Genomic DNA, 1,305 nt, shown 5'->3' with positions numbered 1-1,305 from the left:
GTTCCGCTGTCGCGCTCGCCAAACACTAAAGTTTTAAGGATGCGTGTAATGGATTTAAATTTTACAGTTTATAACGGCTTTGTTGCATGAATGTTGCAATCGCATCCATTCTGCTATCGCTGACACTACTCCCTCGCCCTCGTACCTTGTGTGATAGCGTTCGTCTCAAAGAGTAACTACACTAATTATTCAAGCAAGCATATCTTTGATCAAAGCGTGAAAAACTTGAGGATTTTCAATTGGCCGCTGCATCTACACAGTCTCTAAAATTCTTAAATTCTTTGAGTCTTTGTCTGATCCAATTTTTGAGTACAAACCACCAACGTTCTATCTTGTTAAAATCTGGCGAGTAAGGTGGTAGATACCAGATTTCACACTTGGCTTTAGCTACTAATTCTTCAATATAAACTGACTTATGAAACGTTGCCTTATCCACTATGAGCCCTTGCCCTGGGTCTAATTTTGGTAGTAAACAATGTTCCAACCAGTTCTCATGCTATACACGATTACAACTGCCTACAAATGTTAAAGGAGCAAACATTTTTTCTTGATTTATAGCTGCAATCCAACTTACTCTCTCAGTCCTTTTTCCTGACTTCATACCTGGTACTCTTTTTCCTTTAACTCCATAACCATAAGGATAATCGGGAAGATTATCTATTCCGGCTTCATCTACATAAACAATACTTTTGTTGTCTATTTGATTCAGTTTCAACATGAACTCTTGTGTTTCTAATTCGTCTGTTTCTTGATAACCATATGTTTTTTTTTACGAGTAAAACCAATTTTTTTTAAACCTCTACTAATAGTAAAACGACTACAATTTCCCCATTTTCCAGCCATTTGACCCATGAGTTTGCTCGTGATTAACCTCAACAAATTTTTCAAATTCAACAAAATCTTTAATTTTAGATGTTTGAGGAGGAGGTACATTGGCCTAGGGCGACTATTGAGCCTGTGGTTAAATATCGATATCGCCATTGATGAAGAGTAGGCCGACTTATATTTAATAAACGACTCACATGAGTGATAGACGTACCATTAATAATCAGATTAAGAGCCCGTTCACGCAAATCTTGACTGTAAGGATGTACCATAACACTCAAACTTGATTTTTCAAGATAGAAATACCTTAAATTATAAACTGTAAATTGTCAATACCTCAACACCCATCCTTAAAACTTTAGTGTTTGACGAGCGCGACAGCGGAACGGAGTTCGATCGCCTAATTTATGAAAATGCAGGTCATACAGTACACAATGCTACATTAAGACAGTCTTTGTAATATGTAAATATGCCAGCGCT

The 1,305-nt window shown here is 36.9% G+C and carries 1 pseudogene; it reads right to left on the bottom strand.

Annotated features, from left to right (window positions below):
• Positions 1-235: 235 nt before the first annotated feature.
• A pseudogene (locus F6K22_RS41005) lies at positions 236-1,097 on the bottom strand (IS630 family transposase).
• Positions 1,098-1,305 lie beyond the last annotated feature (208 nt).

This window comes from Okeania sp. SIO2F4 (assembly GCF_010672385.1).
In the GTDB taxonomy this organism is placed as follows: Bacteria; Cyanobacteriota; Cyanobacteriia; order Cyanobacteriales; family Microcoleaceae; genus Trichodesmium.
Note: the sequence above shows the minus strand (reverse complement) of the source record. Positions and strands in the feature narration are given on the sequence as shown.